This window comes from Alteribacter natronophilus, from assembly GCF_006007885.1.
Taxonomy (GTDB): domain Bacteria; phylum Bacillota; class Bacilli; order Bacillales; family Salisediminibacteriaceae; genus Alteribacter; species Alteribacter natronophilus.
The window spans coordinates 25,458-43,169 of record NZ_VCRO01000008.1; the positions used below are offsets into that span (position 1 = coordinate 25,458).

The following is a 17,712-nucleotide window of genomic DNA, read 5'->3' on the forward strand; positions in this document are numbered from 1 at the left end:
TCCCCTTTCTCCTCGAATGAAATCGTCTCTTTTGTGAAGTTTATAAGCTTCTTATGATTTGTTTTCCGTGTAAATAAAAGCAGCTGTTCCTGACTGCAGACCGGTGCAGGCCTGCAGTACTTCCTACAGCCCCTGCTCCTTCGCTTCCTCCCAGAGGGCGTCGAGCTGATCGAGTGTCTGGTCTTCCATGCTGAGGCCGGATGCTGCTACTGTTTCCTCGATGAACCGGAATCTGCGGATAAACTTGTTGTTCGTTCTGCGCAGTGCCTCTTCCGGGTCGATTTTATGATAGCGGGCAAGGTTCACGATGGTAAAGAGCACGTCCCCGAATTCCTCTGCCGCTGCACCGGTATTCCCTGATGCCAGCTCCTGTTCCCACTCGGTCAGCTCTTCTCTCAGTTTCTCGTGCATCGGTGCTTCATCAGGCCAGTCGAACCCGGCTTTAGCCGCTTTCTTCTGGACTTTGTAGGCACGAAGCAGTCCGGGCAGTGACGCAGGGATGCTGTCGAGAAGACCTTCACCCTTTCCGGTCTCTCCCTTTTCCGTTTTTTTTATTTCCTCCCACTGGGTGACAACAGAGTCGGCCGTGTCTGCCTCCGCCTCAGCAAATACGTGGGGGTGGCGGCGGACCATCTTTTCCGTGATATGTCCGATTACATCGGATATCGTGAAGAACCCGCTGTCCTCCCCGATCTGTGCATGCAGCATCACCTGCAGGAGCACATCTCCCAGCTCTTCTGCCAGGTGATCGTCGTCTCCTGCATCAATCGCTTCAATGACTTCATAAGCCTCTTCAATGAGAAACGGTTTGAGGGACTCGTGCGTCTGCTTCTGGTCCCACGGGCAGCCGCCGGGTCCGCGCAGTGTGGCAATTACCTCACGGAGGCGGGCAAAATCCCTCGTGAGGAGTGCTTCATCTTTCACGGGCGGTACATATACAGCCGTAAGATTATTAATCCCCGTAACCCGGTCCAGCTCAAAAAGGGGTACTTCAGCCAGCTTTTCCCCGCTGCTTCCTGCCGCAGTCACAACGGTTACCGGGTAGTCATCCGGAAGGTGCTCCATCAGGGTCAGTTTGACCTCTGAAGCCACAAAGGTATCATAAACCTGGCAGATAACCATATGGTGACGAAGTTCAAGTTCCTCTCCGTTTAAGGCAGTACCGTCAACGAGCTGAAAACCTTCAATCGGATCTATTTTCAGCGAAGCGAAAACCGGATCCAGGAAACTCTGCCCGCCCTGGATGTTTACTTTCACATTGTTTTTCTCCTGTTCCGACAGCAGGCGCTGAACGGTTTCTTCAGCCACGAGAGGATGTCCCGGTACAGCATAGACGAGGTCACCCTTCAAGACATGGTCAAAAAGAGAGGCGGTTATTGTTCCGTAAACGTCTGAAAACCGGTCATTTTCTTCGTACACTGCATCAAAGCTCTCCCACTGCAGGCCTTCCTCCTTAAGATCATCAAGAACCGGATGGTCCTCCGTCCGGACAAAAAGACGGTCCGCTTCCTTTAACTGTCTATAGCTTCCCAGGGGAAGCTGAGCCAGATCCCCTGCACCGAGACCTACTACTGTAATTGTACGTGTCATCGCCTGTCAGCTCCTTTTTTCCGTTCCAATTTATCCATTATACTGCCGACTTTAGGCAGCATACGCCACTCTTCTTTCGTAATTACCCTGATGACGACTGCACTTATGAAAAATACCACAGCCCCGCCTGCCGATGCAGTAAGAGCAGCTGTGGTCATGACGGCCCGATCCATCGCACCGGTATCACCTGTCATGACAAAGGATGTTCCTGTCTGAATGGCAGCTGCCGCCACAGCTGTTAATCCAAGTGCTGCAGTCCAGCGCGCCAGCTGCGTAACCTGTTTCCTTTTTCCCGGAAGTAAGAGCAGTTCCATCCTGTACAGGACGAAGCAGAGTCCTGCAGCCATCACCGTAAATGCGGCGGTGGTCGAGGCTGCCGCTCCGTTAATTGAAAAGGCAGGTACAAGCACAGCATTGCCGGCAGACTTTACGGCAAGTCCGGTCAGGGTAAGCCACAGCAGGCTTTTCCCCCGTCCTGCTCCGTGGAGAATGGCTGCCCCGGTTAAAAAAATTGAGGCAGGAAGCACAGACAAGCTGATCAACTGCAGTGCTGCCTCACCGGAAGTGTCCGTAAACAGCATAGGGTTCAGGGCCGGCATCACCGCCAAAAGTCCGACTGCAGCTGCACCACCGAATAATACACCTGTTTTCAGTGCACGCACCGTGTACGTCTGCTGCAGGATGTGGTCTTCGTTTAAAGCCGCTGTTGCCACAAGGGGTACCAGGCTTAATGAAAAAGATGTAGTAAGAACCGTTCCGAGCTGGACTATAGGCCAGCCCCGGTCGTAAATCCCTTTTACCGTGCCCGCAGCTTCAACAGAAAGCCCCGACTGACGCAGCAGCTGAATAAGCATAAGTGAATCAATCAACTGCATCGCCACGAGCGACATGGCACTCAGGCAGACAAAAAAGCCGCCTTTGAGAATGGCACTTCCGTGTTTCTTCCATTTAATATATGTCACATTTATGAACGGCTGTTTCTGGTTTCCTTCTGCTGATTGTCTGCGTGTGCCCCGCCCTGCCGCAATAAGAATAAACAGAGCGGCGGCGGCACCGAAAAAGGATCCTGCTGCAGCTGCAGTACCTGCCTCATACGGACCGTATTCCGCCATTGCCCACGCTGACAAAATGAGGATGGCCGTCACTCTGAAAATCTGTTCGCCCACCTGCGAAACAGCCGATGGTGTCATCCACTGCATTCCCTGATAGTAGCCTCTCAGCACAGACACAAACGGCATAAGGAAAAATGGTGCTGCCATAGCCCGGAGCGGCACGGCCAGACCCGGATCCCCCATCCATACGGCCAGCTGCGGCGCAGAGAGAAGGAGCAGACTTCCCAGAATGAAGTTGACGAGAGCCACCGCAGTAAACGCCACTGTTAAAAGCTCTTTTACAGCCCCGTGCCCTCCCGTTTTGTACTCGTTTGCCACAAGTCTCGATATGACTACGGGAAATCCATATGTAGCAAGGACGAGCGCCGCTCCGTAAAAAGGATACACCTGCTGATAAACATAGAACCCTGTATCACCGGTAATATTCTGATAAGGCACTTTGTACACAGCACTGAGAACTTTTACGACCACGGCCGCAAGAGACAGGTAAACAGCGCCTCTGAGAAAGGACTGTCTGTATGTCCGGCTGTGACCCTCCCCGTCTCCCTTCTGATGTTCCGTTTCTTTCATAAACTCTGATCCCCCGGGTTGTGCGGAGAACCTGTCTTCCGTCACGTATTATTTTGTTATTATATCACATGGAATCTGCACACAGAAAAGAAGGGCTGCCTGTCGGGAGCCCTTCTTTTCATGAGTTATGAATAAATTACTGTTCCATTTGGCGGGCCAGGAATCCGGCTGCTGTTTCAGCGAGCTTTCGTTCCACGTCCCCCATCTCCCCGCTGTCTTTTGCCACGAGGACCACTGCACCAATCGGGTCGCCTCCTGCTACGATCGGAGCAATAACGTAGCCGTTCAGGTTTTCCTTCGCATCACCTGCGATGTTGTATTCGCCCGTATTTGCCTCCAGCAGCGTTTTCCGGTCATTCATTGCCGTTTCAGCCAGTTCCCCGATACTTTTGTTAGCATAGTCCTTTTTTGAGCCGCCTGCCACTGCAATGTAAGTATCCCGGTCTGCAATGAGCACCGGATGACCCAGACTGTCATACAGTGCCTCTGCGTACTCCTGTGCAAAATCACCAAGCTCAGAGATCGGCGAGTACTTCTTGAGGATGACTTCTCCGTCACGGTCAACGAAGATCTCCAGAGGGTCTCCCTCGCGGATTCTCAGTGTGCGCCGGATCTCTTTCGGAATTACTACGCGGCCAAGGTCATCAATTCGACGAACAATACCAGTTGCCTTCATACATACGTTGCCTCACTTTCCTGGTGTAATCACGACGATGTTCGTTTCGTGTGAGCAATGTTTTTCAGCTGCTAGCTTTAGCTTGCACTTATTATCCAACTAAAAAAAAGAACTATTCACCAATTAAAGAATAAAATTGTGCGATTCCCTTTAAAGGAGCAGTTGAGGGGACGTATACCGGTTCTGTTTAAGCGTCCATGTTTATCTGTGTTTCATTGGATTTACTGCACTTCTTTCGATTTTTTCTTCACTTCCTCCGGCACCGGTGCATGGAGCTGCATGTGCATTGCCTGACTGCATCTGCGTGCAGTTTGGACTTCTCCCCTAAAAATCTTTCCCGGACAACAGAAAAAACCGGGAGGAACATTCCTCCCGGCAGTTTCACCTTTACCCTACGGGCTCTTTTCTGACTTCGTCCAGTCTGGAAAGGGCCGTTTCAAGGTAATTTAAATATTCCCCGTCTTTGAGTGTTTTTCGTTTGCAGTGAATGGTAATGGCATTTCCGGTCATGGAAAGGTTCATTTTCCGCGAAATCTTCGTTACCATCTGCATCAGTTTCGCCCCATCGATGTGTTCAGTCATGTCCGGGGAAATAATCACTTTGCATTCGTTGTTTTTCTCGATGATCGACTCGATTCTTTCCTGCTGGGCGTAAAGCTTTATTTTCGCCACCTGGAACAGGTACCCCACTTCTTCCGGATAATCTCCAAAACGGTCAATCATCTCATTTTCCAGATCGAGAATATCACGCTGGGAGTGAAGGCTCCGGAACCGTTTATACATGTCGATTTTCTGCTTTGAATCAGGAATATACGATTCAGGAATATAGGCATCGACCTTAATATCCAGCTCAATATCACGCTGTTCCTTTTTCTGCTCGGGCTTTTGGCCATCTTTGCCGGCTTTGATCGATTCCTTCCTGTCGTCGATTGCTTCCTTGAGCATCTGGGAGTACAGATCAAAACCGACAGAAGCAATAAAGCCGTGCTGTTCAGCTCCGAGAAGGTTTCCTGCTCCGCGGATGGACAAGTCGCGCATGGCAATTTTAAACCCTGATCCGAGTTCGGTAAACTCCTTGATCGACTGCAGGCGTTTTTCCGCCACTTCTGTAAGCACTTTGTCGCGCTGGTGGGTAAAGTAGGCGTAGGCAACTCTGTTCGAACGGCCCACCCGGCCCCTCAGCTGATAGAGCTGGGAGAGCCCCATCCGGTCTGCATCGTAAATAAGAAGCGTGTTGACGTTTGGAATGTCCACACCGGTTTCAATAATTGTGGTAGTCACAAGGACGTCGGCACTTCCTTCAAGAAAGTCGAGAATCACGTTTTCAAGTTCCGTTTCCGTCATCTGACCGTGGGCAAACCTGACAGAGGCATCAGGAACAAGCGCGGCCACTTTATCGGCCATCGATTCAATGTCCTCCACCCGGTTGTAGAGGAAGAAGACCTGACCGCCCCGGGCAAGCTCCCGTTCAATAGCCTCCCGTGTAAGAGCCTCATTGTACTCCACCACGTAAGTCTGAACCGGGAACCGGTTCTCAGGCGGTGTTTCAATTACCGAAAGGTCCCGCACACCGAGCATGCTCATGTGAAGGGTTCTCGGAATTGGCGTCGCAGTGAGAGTCAGTACGTCTACATTGGCTTTCAGCTGCTTGATTTTCTCTTTATGTGTTACACCAAAACGCTGCTCCTCATCGACTACGAGCAGTCCAAGATCTTTGAACTTCACATCCTTGGAAAGGAGACGGTGGGTACCGACAACGATATCCATCGATCCTTTCTCAAGCCCATTAATGGTTCCTTTCTGATCTTTTTTTGAACGGAACCTGCTCATGAGGCCGATATTAATCGGGAAATCCTGAAACCGTTCGCGGATTGTTTCATAGTGCTGCTGTGCAAGGATGGTTGTCGGCACGAGAAACGCCACCTGCTTACCGTCCATAATCGCCTTGAATGCTGCACGCAGAGCCACTTCCGTTTTCCCGTAGCCTACATCTCCGCAGAGAAGGCGGTCCATTGGGCGGTCACGTTCCATATCCTGCTTGATTTCCTCAATTGCCGTAATCTGGTCTTCTGTTTCCTGATATGGGAAAGACTGCTCGAATCCCCGCTGTTCGTGGCCGTCTTTTGAGAAAGCATGACCTTTGGACGCTTCCCGTTCTGCGTAGAGCTTGATCAGATCATCTGCAATATCCTCAACGGATGACTTTACTTTTTTCTTTACTTTCTTCCAGTCACTGCCCCCAAGGGCGTACATTTTCGGCTCTTTATCCTCGGAACCGACATATTTCTGCACCTGGTCAATCTGTTCCACAGGGACGTAAAGCTTGTCATCCCCCGCGTACGTAATGTGCATGTAGTCCTTATGGATTCCGCCGATATCAAGGGTTTCAATCCCTAAATATTTTCCGATACCGTGATTCACGTGTACGACCCAGTCACCGACTTTAAGTTCCGAGTAGCTCTTGATCCGCTCGGCGTTCGACAGCTTCTGGCGGTTCCGTTTCGGTTTGCGGGATTTATTCGTAAATACTTCTTCCTCGGTAATGACGATCAGCTTCTGCATCGGCAGTTCGAATCCGGAAGTAAGATGCCCGACTGTAATGAGCGCCTGGCCCTGGGCCGGTTCGGAATCAGCGGACGTAATCGCCGATTCAATATCGTAATCCGCCAGAACCTGCTTCATGCGCTGGGCCCGGGCATCCTCCCCTGCACTGAACAGAATACGGTAGCCGCTTTCCTTCCACCGTTCCACTTCGGTTTTGAGAAGATGAAGCTGACCGTGGAAATTCTGGGTCGATTTCGCCTGAAAGTTTACGATATTCTTTGGAGCCGTAGACGGAACATGGCGCAGAAACAGACTCAGATAAACACGCGGCACATTCGTTTTCTCCATCAGATCGGGCCAGGATTTTGAGATAACGAGATTCTTTACACTGGCTCCCTGGCTGAGCATCGTTGTCTGCCACTCCGCCTCTTCCTGATCAAGACTTCCTGCCATCTCCTGGACACGGCCGATTTCATCAACGAATACCGCTCCTCCTTCAGGGAGGTAATCAAGCAGTGTCGCTTTTTCCCCGTAATAGTACGCCATGTATTTATACATGGAATCAAACGGGGTCTTCTCTTTCAGCCAGCCGATTTCCTCACCGATCTTTTCGGCCGTCTTTTCTTTGGCTGCACTGTTTTTCAGATGATTGAGCGTTTCTGACAGTGCTTCTTCCAGCTTTTCTGCGCCGTTTTTATAATGCTCATCAAAAAGAAGCACTTCTTTTGCCGGTCCAATCCAGGCTTCTTTTACCTGCTGAAGGGATCGCTGGGTTTCCACGTCAAAATGCCGGATGGAGTCGACTTCCGTATCAAAAAGTTCGATTCGGATCGGATGTTCCTCCGTTAATGGATACAAATCGATGATCCCGCCGCGCACACTGAATTCACCCGGCGATGACACCATTGCCGAGCGTGTAAAGCCCATGGCCACAAAGCGGCTGAGCAGGTCGTCGAGATCCACGTCTTCCCCGACGGTTACCTTTGCCTGACACCTCTCCCAAACCCGTTTTGGGGGAAGAAGACGGCGGAGGCCCGCCATAGGGGTAATAACGATTCCGGGCTTACCGGCTGTCCAGTGATTCAGTACTTCGAGACGCTGTCCTCTCATTTCCGGAGATGCCACGGCAATCTCGGATGCAATAAGTTCATTTACCGGATAAAGAAACACACGTTCCTCGCTTACAAGAGACGTGAGATCGTCAAATAGCTTCTGTGCCTGATAAAGATTGTGTGTAACGATCAGCTGGGACTGACCGGTCTTCCCAAAAATGGATGATAAAAATAAAGACCTTGACGATCCCGTCAGTCCGGCAACCATCTGCTCGGACAGGGACGCCTCAATGCCGTCGGCCACGCTTGCCAGATCGTCACCCTGGCTGAATAAATCCAGTAAACCTTTCATGGCCTCTTCCCCCCTTAACATAGCCTGTCTGTTTGTTCTGGATGATATTGTTCCTCTCAGGAATACAGCTGCGCTGTTTCCTGTCGTTTAAATTGATTATATTTTTGATGGGCTCTGCCCCCGGAAAACGTCCGCCTATGTTCCTTGTGTATTTATATTCTAGTGAATCGGAAACAGGACAGCAACAGCAGAAAAATGCTTTGGCATTACAGCCAAAGCTTCTTTCCTTTTTCTGCCCGTTTTTTAATGAAGAAATGACTCGTACTCGTGATAGTCCGGATGATCGGCAAGCGTCTGTTCGCAGTTTTCACAGATCGTCGTGACGTGAAGATCGCCGCGGGAATCGTATTCGATCATCTCGGCTTGCTCCTCGTCCGTTAGACTGTCAAAGCCCAGCTTGTCCGTATCGGCATCCTGTCCGTGAATGGAACCTATCCTCTGCTGACAATGCCTGCACTGATAATGAATAGCCATCGTCATCCTCCCTCAGCCGCCAGTCATGGCATAGTCTTACTAGTATGAGCATCGGGAGGTCCCGCTATTCCTGTTCTGTTACACGGCTTGAGAATCAGTTGTACTTGTTCATAACCTGGTTAAAGGATTCGTCAATCCAGGCTTCACATGCGTCTGCTGCTTTTTCCACCGCTTTATTGACTTCGTCCCTTTCAGCTGGGGCGAAACGCCCGAGTACGTGATCGGTTACTGCCTGACCGGGATCCGGCCTTCCCACCCCGACACGAATCCGTTTAAACTGATCCGTACCAAGGTGCTGAATCAGTGATTTCATTCCGTTATGTCCGCCGGCACCGCCTTTTTCCCGAAGCCTGATTTTCCCGGGTGCGAGGTCGAGATCATCGTAGACTACAAGGATGTCATCGGCCGACATTTTGTAGAAATTCATCAGCGGGGCAACGGATTCCCCGGAAAGGTTCATATACGTAAGGGGCTTTAAAAGGAAGATTTTACGCTCTCCCATTCCTGCAGATCCGTATATACCTTTAAATTTATTCTGGGACAGGGCTATATTCAGTTTATCCTGACAGTGGTCAATGACCTCAAAACCGACGTTGTGTCTTGTGCCGTCGTATTTTGTTCCGGGATTTCCCAGTCCTACGATCAGTTTCATCTCCATGTCCTCGCTTTCTTCTTCGACAGGGCGTTTGAACCATTTCCTGAAAAACATAGCGGCCTCCTTATTCCGGCGCCTTTTCTACTTCTGCTTCAAGGCGAAAAGAGGCATAACCGGATTGGTTATACCTCATCTCTGTCAGTCGGATTATTTGGATTCTTCCTCTTCTCCTTCTTCATCAGCGCCGACGAGTTCAGGCTCAGAGCCTTCGTCTCCAGCTGGTGCTTCCTGCTCTTCAGGCTCCTCTGTAGGAGGAAGAACGGATACAACCACCTCTTCAGGGTCGTTGTTGAATTCGAAGTCTCCTACGCCTTTGATGTCCTTAACCTGAATGGAATCGTTGATTTCAAGGTTTGTGACATCCAGATCGATGGAGTCCGGAAGGTTCGCCGGAAGGGCACGTACGGAAAGCTCGTAAGTGGCAAGCTGTACAACGCCGCCGTCCTTGGCACCCTGTGCTTCACCTGTGAGGTTTACCGGAATATCCGCATCCAGTTCACTCTTCATATCCACTGCGTAGAAGTCGATATGAGTAACCTGGTTTTTAATATGGTCCACCTGCATGTCATAGATCATGACATCATATTTTTTGCCGTCTTTATCGAGTTTGAATACGCCCGTTTTTCCTACTTTACGGTACGTTTTGATAAATTCGATTTCATCTACAGTTACCGGAGTTGATTCCGTTGCTTTTCCGTAAAGAATTCCCGGAATTCCTCCTGACTGACGAATGTTATTGAGTCTTGAACCTCGTAAATCCTTACGATCTACTGCCTGCAATGCTGTTGCCATGTCTAGTCACCTCATCCTTTTCGTTTCAGTATAATGTTTTACCCAACTTTGAATGATTTGAAACCAAACCCTGGTTGATGCCTGCTGTTCTCTCTCAGATGTCTGCGTCTGTTCAGGGGCTTTCCGGCCCTGTTCAGGCCTGATTTGTTTTCGAAAAAACGATTAATAATGGAATCAGTTAATCAAAAAGCTTGCTTACAGAGCGCTGTTCGTGAACATGAATAATTGCTTTTGCAAGCAGTTCACCAACAGAAAGTGTCGTTACTTTATCGGTTTTCTTCTCTTCCGGAAGACTGATGGTGTTTGTAACGACAAGCTCCTTGATTTTGGAGTTCTGAATACGTTCCATTGCCGGACCTGAAAGTACCGGGTGGGTACAACAAGCGTACACTTCTTTCGCTCCGGTTTCAACTAATGCGTTGGCTGCAAGCGTCATTGTCCCGGCTGTATCAATAATGTCATCAATGATAATGGCTGTTTTGCCTTCTACATTACCAACGATGTTCATAACTTCCGCCACATTCGGTTTAGGGCGGCGTTTATCGATGATGGCAATCGGCGCCTTCAGACGGTCAGCCATTTTACGGGCGCGGATTACCCCGCCGTGGTCAGGGGAAACGATAACCACATCGTCAAACTGCTTTGATTCAAAGTAGTCTGCCAGAATCGGTACTCCGACAAGCTGATCAACCGGAATGTCAAAGAAGCCCTGAATCTGTGTAGCGTGGAGATCAAGGGCGATGACGCGTGTTGCCCCGGCAGTCTCAAGAAGATTCGCCACAAGCTTGGCCGTAATCGGTTCTCTTGAACGTGCTTTACGGTCCTGACGTGCGTATCCGTAGTACGGCATAACCACGTTAATCGTTTTGGCTGACGCTCTCTTCAGGGCATCGATCATAATGAGCAGCTCCATGATATGCTCGTTTGCCGGAGAAGATGTGGACTGAATCACGTAAGTGTCGCAGCCGCGGATACTTTCTTCGATATTAATCTGAATCTCGCCGTCACTGAAGCGGGAAACGGAGCTCTTGCCCATTTCAACGCCGATATGTTCCGTAATTTCATGTGCAAGTTCCGGGTTTGAATTCAATGTAAATACTTTTACTTTTCCGTTGCCGTACTCTGCCATAAGTGCACTTACCCCCATAATGGTTAGAATGGACGTCTCCGGGACGCCAATAGAGCATTGAATGATTCACAGTCTGCACTGTTATTTTCTGTTCATTCTGTCCTTAACGTAATTTTCCTTGACTGTCTGACGTTCCCGTGCAATAGCGAGAGCTTCACCAGGCACGTCATCAGTGATCGTCGATCCGGCTGCCACGTAGGCCCCTTCTCCGACTGTCACAGGTGCAATCAGATTGGAGTTGCAGCCGATAAAGGCGCCATCTTCAATCTTCGTCAGATGCTTGTTCTTACCGTCGTAATTCACGGTAATGGAACCGCATCCTACATTTACCCCGCTGCCGATTTCCGCATCGCCGAGATAGCTGAGGTGGGAGGCTTTGCTTCCTGTTCCCATTGAAGTCTTCTTGATTTCAACAAAGTTGCCGATTCGCGCGTCATCTCCAATGTCGGACTGGGGGCGGATGTGGGAAAACGGACCGATCGCCACACCTTTTCCAACCTCACTGTCGTGAACAACCGACTGTTTAACCGTGGTGCCGTCACCAATTCGGGCATTTTTAATTTCTGTATGGGGACCGATGACACACTGGTCGCCGATTTCTGTCGGACCTTCTATGACCGTGCCGGGATAAATGAGTGTGTCTTTCCCGATCTTCACTTCGGCGTGAATATAGGTGCTGGAAGGGTCAATCATGCCGGCACCGTTACGCATATGAGCTTCGTTAATGCGCTTCTGCATTACCTGTTCCGCCCGGCTGAGTGCCACACGGTCATTCACACCCATTGTTTCATCGAAGTCACCTGTCTGGTATGCCCCGATCAGTTCCCCTCTTTTCTGAAGAATCTCGATCACGTCCGGCAGGTAGTACTCTCCCTGCACGTTGTCGTTTGTAACGTGGCTGAGAGCCTCAAAGAGAGCTTCGTTGTCAAAACAGTAGGTTCCTGTATTGATCTCTTTTACAAGACGTTCTTCAGTATTCGCATCTTTATGCTCTACGATTCGTTTAACAGCGTCATTTTCATCCCGGATTACCCGGCCGTACCCTGACGGATCGTCTGCTTTTGCTGTCAGAACTGTCGCTTTCGCACCTTCCTGCTCATGATAGGCAAGAAGGGCATCGATGGTTGCCTGTGTCAGGAGAGGGGTATCTCCGCACAGCACCACTGTGGTTCCTTTTTCACCCGCAAGTAAAGACTCTGTCTGCATGACAGCATGTCCTGTTCCGAGCTGTTCTTCCTGCAGTACGTACTCTGCGTCACTGCCCAGACGTTCTTTTACCATTTCAGCCCCGTGACCGGTTACAGCGATGGTCTTTTCAACGTTACATCCTTTAAGCTCGTCCACTACGTGCTGAACCATGGCTTTACCGCATACAGGATGCAGCACTTTATACAAGTCGGACTTCATTCTCGTTCCTTTACCTGCGGCTAAAATAACCGCGAACCGTTTAGACATACAATACCTCCAGGGTGCGTTTTTCCACTAACGAATATATCCTAAAACCCGTGATATTTCAAGGTAAGGTGGTAGATTACGAGGTTTTCCACGGCTTTTGGGAGAGAGTGGGTAAAATGGCAGGGGAAAAGGGGGGACGGTCACCCCGTTCGTCATCCGGGGTGACCGTGCAGCTGGTTATGTAAAATAAGCTGTTTCCGCTGATTTCAGAAGGGATTACAGGATTGTCAGCCGGCTGCTCCAGATCTGCCCGCGGAAAGCGTCCTCCTGCAAAGAGCTTTATCGTTGTTGTTTTCCGCTCACTGCGCTCCCTTTCCGCGGGCACCACTGCAGCCTCCTCGGGAAAACCACCCTGCGGGGTCTTCCGTCGGTGCTTTTCCCGCAGGAGTGTCGCGCGTTCGCTCCAATCAACTTTTAAATATCAACATTAAGGTTTAACAGAGCCTGCGAAAAAAGAGCGATACATAAAAATAACCCGGCCGTCAGATCCGGTGGCCGGGTTATGATGCACATCTGTTTTTAGGAAGCTCCTGCTTCTTCATATTCCACTTCTTCTTCGGCACCGGCACGTTCGTATTCAGCCAGGACTGCTGTCTGAATCTTTTCCCGTGTACCAGATGAAATCGGATGGGCGATATCGCGGAATTCCCCGTCCGGCGTACGCTTGCTCGGCATGGCTACAAACATGCCATTGTTTCCGTCTATTACACGAATGTCATGCACAACAAACTCTTCATCGATGGTAATAGATGCGATGGCGAGCATACGACCTTCCGTATTCACACGGCGAAGTCTCACATCTGTTACTTCCATATCTGTCACCACCTTTTACGTTAAGATAAATTCTTAAGTTACAATTTCAACACCAGTTGGAAATATCCTTCTATTTTTTTAGAAAAATATAAAAAATGAAAACGGTATCTCTTCCTTTCATTTGCCTGCAGGAAAGGGTGCCCCGGACCTGGCTGCCTCTCGCGAGCCTGGCGGGACATCTTCCTTAACCGGGAATTTTACAGCACAACGCCGCCGGCGACACTGAGAATTTCACTGACTGTTCCGCCCAACCGGCTGCCGTTAAGGTATAGCAAAGAGGAGGCCGTCCTGTAAGCCTCCTAAAAAAGAGCCCGGAACGTCTGTAGACGTTTCGGACCCGTTATTTACCGGTCAAATATATTTCCTGTCACCACTTTAATTCTGCTTCCCCGCTCATCGACGCCTGACAGCCGTGTCAGGGAGACATAATCATCCACGAGGGGTTCTTCCTCATGGGTGGCTTCCGTAAGAACACCGATTCCAGCCACAGTCGATTGAAATTCCCGCACAAGATCAGTCATTCCCCTGATCGTGCCTCCGGCTTTCATGAAGTCATCAATAATAAGCACGTTGGACTCCGGCTTGAGACTTCTTCTTGCAAGGGACATCGTCTGAATCCGCTTTTTCGAGCCGGATACATAATTGATGCTCACAATTGATCCTTCCGTAATCCTGTGCTCATGCCGGACAATGCTGACAGGCACGTTGAGGTAGCCCGCTACAGCGTATGCAAGAGGAATGCCCTTCGTAGCCATCGTCATTACTGCATCCACCTTTGCATCACGGTAATGAGAGGCAAAAATACGGCCGATTTCCTTCACAAGTGCAGGATCTCCGATGATGTCCATCATATAAAGATAACCGCCGGGAAGAAGACGATCCGGGTCCTCAAGCCTGGAACAGAGACCGCCCAGAACTTCTTTCGTGTATTCCTCATCCGCTGACGGAATAAACACGACGCCTCCCGAGGCTCCGGCTGCCGTTTCCAGTCTTCCGACTCCCCTGGATTCAAATACATCCTTAATAATGGACAGGTCTTCACTTATAGATGACTTTGCGGACTGATACCGCTCTGAAAAGTAAGTAAGGGGAACCTGCCGGTGAGGATGCTCCATCAGATAATGAGTCATATCCACCAGCCGCCCGCTTCTGCGAAATTTCATCAACACCACGTACCTCCGTCTCCAAAAAACCGAATGTTTAAAGTGAATATATCATTTTTATTCGGATTTTACAAATCGATCCCGAAGTAAGAAACCATTCCCCGGAGGGAAACTTCAAAATTGTGTCCGCAACGCCTGCACTTCGTATTATTGAAAAACAGAGATTTCCCTGTGAACTTTCGCAGTTTCACCGATCATGCCGGTGCCCTGAACCGAGGAGCCTGACCATAAACACCTGCTCTACAAAGCCTTTCAGCCCATTGTAAATTCTTTCTGCTCTCGACTCATTCTGAAGAAGGGCATACACAGTGGGACCGCTCCCGCTCATGAGAACACCGTCAGCCCCGAAGCTTTTCACTCTCTCCTTCAGACTTTTAACTTCAGGATAAAGTCCGAACGTGGCATCCTCCATCGCATTGCCGAGACCGGCACAAATGGCAGGAAAATTCCTTTCTCTGATCGCATCAACGACCGCACCGGTATCAGGGTGCTTAAGATTTTTCAGGTCCAGTTTCCCGTAGATGTCCTTTGTGGAAGCACCCATCGGCGGCTTTACGAGAACGACCCAGCACGGCGGCGGGGAAGGGATATGCTCAAGCTTTTCCCCTCTTCCCCGGGCAATCGCTGTTCCTCCATACACACAGAAAGGGACATCCGAGCCGATTTCAGCACCGTACTCAGCCAGTTCGTCTATTGAAGCGTCAAGATTCCACAGTCTGTTCAGCCCTCTGAACGTTGCTGCTGCATCCGTACTTCCCCCGGCAAGGCCTGCCGAGACGGGTATGTTTTTTTCAATGTAAATATGTACTCCGCTGTTAACAGCGTATCGATCCTGCAGAAGCTTCGCTGCCTGATAGGCAAGGTTCTGTTCGTTACCAGGGACAAAGCCTTTGTCCACCTCAACTGTAATGGCTCTGTCATTCCGAAGGGTCAGGTGAATCCGGTCGGCGAGATCAACCGTAGTCATTACCATTTCCACTTCATGGTACCCGTCCGGGCGTTTACCAATCACATCGAGGGTCAGATTAATTTTGGCCGGCGCTTTTTCAACAAGCTGCATTCTTACCACCTACTTCTGAATCCGTTCTTTCCTGCTTCCGCTATTTTACCATTCCTTTCATGAACCGACCAGTTCCGACATGAAGGAATTCACATCCGCCCTTTTCTCCGTGTTTCCATTATAGCCCTGCTGCAGTTCTTTTACACAGCAGAAAAAGACCGGGAATACTCCCGGCCTGCCGCTGAATACTTGTCAGTGCCGTTCCCGGTGCTGCTCTGCCATCCGCTGTTCGGCCATCTCGACAGCCCGTTTTACCATGTTTCCGGCATCTCTGGACCTGATGGCACCCCAGCCATGCTTTTGAACGGTATCATAGAAACCAAGCTCTTTTGCCAGCTCGTTCTTAAAGCCTTCAGACATTGTACTGCGTCTTCTTCCCATCGCGACCACTCCCTTTAACCAGCGGCATTGTTAGTATCCCCAGGGCAGCAGGTGCCATGAAGGAAAAACAATACAGTCATGAGCCGTCCACCGCCCGTCCCAATGGAAAAGCGGTGATATGCGCTCCAGGAAGTGTTTAACTTCTTTCAGGGAAAATAAAAAGCTGTTTTCGGATAGATTGTTGTTTTATTGCGCTGCAGGCGGATGCTTTCCGCTGGAGTCACCGCCTTTCGCTCCATTAATAATGTGACCAATAACAACAATCTATACGAACACAGCCTTACGAAAAGAGCTAAATAAAAAGCGATTACCCAAAAAAGAATCTAAGACGTTGCCCTTAGACGTTTTTTTGAATAATCGCTGGCCGTTCACCCGAAGCAGGTGACTGTTCTATACTGATTCCGTCGCGGTTTCTTCTTCAGACAGTGAAAGCTGGACAGTGTCCGTAAGTACATCGGTGTAGCTGTAGGACACTCGTTCAAAGGCGTGGGCATCCTGATCGAGCTTAATAATAAACACGGAAGGATAGGTTCCTTCAAGAAGGCCTGACCGTTCAATCGTCTTCCTTCTTCCTCCATTTGCCTTGATCGTGACTCGTTTGCCGACATTTGCATCAAGCGTACGCTTAATTTCAATCAACGTTTTTCCCATTCACTCCACCTCACTGTATATACAATAACACCATTCGACACATTTGTCAAATTTAATAAAACCTAAAATTATAACAACACGGATGGTGTATGTCAATTAGGCTTTTTGCGACCTGACCCGGTCCCAAAATACGCCTGGAGGTAGTTTGTGCAGTTCTCACATTTTTATGTAAACATGTACCCGGATCCCGGAATCGTATGAGTTCCAACCCGGACCACTGCCTGTGAATGGCAGCATCTTAATAGTGGTGAGTCCACCGGCGGGACAAAGATAAATTGAACACGGAAAGAGCTCCGGCACACACCCGCAGCTCTGTTCCTTCACTCTTCCATTTCTTCCTGCTCCACCGGGATTCCCCGCCTGAGCTTCCCTGTCGTTTCGATTCCTCCCATGCCGCGCTCACCAGTGAGCGTATGTTTCAGCAGGTCCCACAGACCGACGCGGTCCATAAACGGAGTAAGGCTTACTTTGGCCACCACATATACAGGGTCAAGAGCATGAATATTAATACGTTCAGGCGAGCTTGCAAAGTTTGCCCCTGCCCTTAAAATCGCCTGAAAGTAAGACTGACAGGCTCCTGCAAATATCACAAGATTATCCATGTAGGGAACCACTTTACGGGCTTCCTTTACAGCATCAATAAAATACTTTGAGTTACGGTAAGCCTTCAGCTCATCTTTTCCGCCTTTGTTTTTCATATACGCATCGTGACCGGTAACCACTAAAATATCAGGCCTCACCATTTCGATCAGTGACCCGACCTGGAGCGGCATTTCTTTTTCCGGAATGGAGACACCATATACAGGGACACCAAGACGGTCATAAACAGCAGTGCATTTCTTTAAATAAAGCGGGTCTCCGTCTATGTGAAGAATCCGGCCGGGCAGTTCAAAGAATGCATGCTTTTCTGTGTAACCGGATGTAATTTCGTATTCGGTCTGTTCGCGGATCAGCCTGCGGTCCTGTCTGAACAGCTGATAGCAGCTTTCCTCTTTTTCCTGAAAGAGCTTGGAATGCTGCTTACGCTCCGTTTCCTCCATGATAACAAGATCATTTACTGGAGCATCTGCCACAAGGCGCATTTCCTCGCCGAAAAGTTCGACGTTGGATCCGTTGACTGCGATTACCCTGAAAAGAATGTCGCAGTTATATGAAGCTCTGCCTACGACCTGGCCGACTTTAATCCCCTGCATGACAAACGCCTCCTCACACGATAACGTATGCGCAGGGAGGCGTTTCAGTG

General features: G+C 49.7%; 15 protein-coding genes. All 15 read right to left on the reverse strand.

The features are described 5' to 3' along the window. Nucleotides 1–123: 123 nt before the first annotated feature. The 15 genes from yabN to yabG all read right to left on the reverse strand — a co-directional run bounded on the left by yabN (nt 124) and on the right by yabG (nt 17,662). The gene (gene yabN, locus FGB90_RS18880; protein ID WP_138812416.1) at nt 124–1,590 is read right to left on the reverse strand and encodes a bifunctional methyltransferase/pyrophosphohydrolase YabN; all 1,467 of its coding nucleotides are present in this window, start codon (nt 1,588–1,590) and stop codon (nt 124–126) included. After that, nucleotides 1,587–3,272, reverse strand: coding sequence for a putative polysaccharide biosynthesis protein (locus FGB90_RS18885; RefSeq protein ID WP_138812417.1), 1,686 nt, complete (start codon nt 3,270–3,272; stop codon nt 1,587–1,589). Before FGB90_RS18885 ends, yabN begins: the two co-directional genes overlap by 4 nt. A 136-nt stretch (nt 3,273–3,408) precedes the next feature. Then, a complete protein-coding gene (spoVT, locus tag FGB90_RS18890) occupies nt 3,409–3,948 on the reverse strand; it encodes a stage V sporulation protein T (protein ID WP_138812418.1) in 540 nt (179 codons plus the stop codon). Between the two features lie 387 nt (nt 3,949–4,335). After that, nucleotides 4,336–7,896, reverse strand: a complete 3,561-nt coding sequence (gene mfd / locus FGB90_RS18895) for a transcription-repair coupling factor (RefSeq protein ID WP_138812419.1) — start codon at nt 7,894–7,896, stop codon at nt 4,336–4,338. A gap of 243 nt (nt 7,897–8,139) precedes the next feature. Further along, nucleotides 8,140–8,370 (reverse strand): anti-sigma-F factor Fin, encoded by a 231-nt coding sequence (gene fin / locus FGB90_RS18900; RefSeq protein ID WP_138812420.1) that lies wholly within the window; start codon nt 8,368–8,370, stop codon nt 8,140–8,142. A gap of 94 nt (nt 8,371–8,464) precedes the next feature. After that, nucleotides 8,465–9,022 carry an aminoacyl-tRNA hydrolase gene (pth, locus tag FGB90_RS18905; protein WP_138812447.1) on the reverse strand — a complete coding sequence of 186 codons (558 nt, stop codon included), beginning with the start codon at nt 9,020–9,022 and terminating at the stop codon, nt 8,465–8,467. 150 nt (nt 9,023–9,172) lie between these two features. Further along, nucleotides 9,173–9,817 (reverse strand): 50S ribosomal protein L25/general stress protein Ctc, encoded by a 645-nt coding sequence (locus FGB90_RS18910; RefSeq protein ID WP_138812421.1) that lies wholly within the window; start codon nt 9,815–9,817, stop codon nt 9,173–9,175. 178 nt (nt 9,818–9,995) lie between these two features. Next, entirely contained in the window at nt 9,996–10,946 is a 951-nt protein-coding gene (locus tag FGB90_RS18915; RefSeq protein WP_138812422.1) for a ribose-phosphate diphosphokinase, read from the reverse strand. A gap of 81 nt (nt 10,947–11,027) precedes the next feature. After that, nucleotides 11,028–12,401, reverse strand: a complete 1,374-nt coding sequence (glmU, locus tag FGB90_RS18920) for a bifunctional UDP-N-acetylglucosamine diphosphorylase/glucosamine-1-phosphate N-acetyltransferase GlmU (RefSeq protein ID WP_138812423.1) — start codon at nt 12,399–12,401, stop codon at nt 11,028–11,030. A 519-nt stretch (nt 12,402–12,920) separates the two neighbouring features. Beyond that, the gene (spoVG, locus tag FGB90_RS18925; RefSeq protein WP_138812424.1) at nt 12,921–13,214 is read right to left on the reverse strand and encodes a septation regulator SpoVG; all 294 of its coding nucleotides are present in this window, start codon (nt 13,212–13,214) and stop codon (nt 12,921–12,923) included. A gap of 344 nt (nt 13,215–13,558) precedes the next feature. Continuing rightward, nucleotides 13,559–14,377, reverse strand: a complete 819-nt coding sequence (purR, locus tag FGB90_RS18930; RefSeq protein ID WP_138812448.1) for a pur operon repressor — start codon at nt 14,375–14,377, stop codon at nt 13,559–13,561. Nucleotides 14,378–14,564: 187 nt separating this feature from the next. Further along, a complete protein-coding gene (gene ispE, locus FGB90_RS18935) occupies nt 14,565–15,437 on the reverse strand; it encodes a 4-(cytidine 5'-diphospho)-2-C-methyl-D-erythritol kinase (RefSeq protein WP_138812425.1) in 873 nt (290 codons plus the stop codon). Between the two features lie 192 nt (nt 15,438–15,629). Continuing rightward, on the reverse strand, nt 15,630–15,818 hold the full coding sequence (locus FGB90_RS18940; protein WP_138812426.1) for a small, acid-soluble spore protein, alpha/beta type: 189 nt from the start codon (nt 15,816–15,818) through the stop codon (nt 15,630–15,632). A 390-nt stretch (nt 15,819–16,208) separates the two neighbouring features. Continuing rightward, on the reverse strand, nt 16,209–16,469 hold the full coding sequence (veg, locus tag FGB90_RS18945) for a biofilm formation stimulator Veg (protein ID WP_138812427.1): 261 nt from the start codon (nt 16,467–16,469) through the stop codon (nt 16,209–16,211). 320 nt (nt 16,470–16,789) lie between these two features. Continuing rightward, nucleotides 16,790–17,662, reverse strand: coding sequence for a sporulation peptidase YabG (gene yabG, locus FGB90_RS18950; RefSeq protein WP_138812428.1), 873 nt, complete (start codon nt 17,660–17,662; stop codon nt 16,790–16,792). Nucleotides 17,663–17,712: the final 50 nt, after the last annotated feature.